The sequence below is a fragment of the Methylobacterium sp. CCH5-D2 genome (genome assembly GCF_001556475.1).
Classification (GTDB): Bacteria; Pseudomonadota; Alphaproteobacteria; order Rhizobiales; family Beijerinckiaceae; genus Methylobacterium; species Methylobacterium hispanicum.
The window spans coordinates 1-232 of record NZ_LSIX01001094.1 but is presented as its reverse complement, the minus strand read 5'-3'; the positions used below and the strand labels follow the sequence as shown (position 1 = coordinate 232).

At 78.4% G+C, this 232-nt stretch carries 1 pseudogene; it reads right to left on the bottom strand.

The features are described 5' to 3' along the window. A pseudogene (locus AX737_RS29400) lies at positions 1 to 232 on the bottom strand (VWA domain-containing protein); the annotation flags it as partial.

The window sequence follows — 232 nt, the reverse complement described above, 5'->3', positions numbered from 1 at the left end:
GCGCGCCTCGCGCCGCGCCGCGTCGCCGAGCCCGTCGCCGTCGGTGATCAGCACGACGTCGGCGGCGACCACGTCGGCCTCGGCCAGCGTGCGCCGGGCCAGCGCGAGGCCGCGCTCGGGGTGGCTGCCGCGGTCCGGCACCGTGTCGGCGTCGAGGGCGAACAGGGTGGTGCCGAGGCTGTCGCGGTCGGTCGTCGGCGACATGGCGAGGTAGGCGTCGCCCGCGTAGACC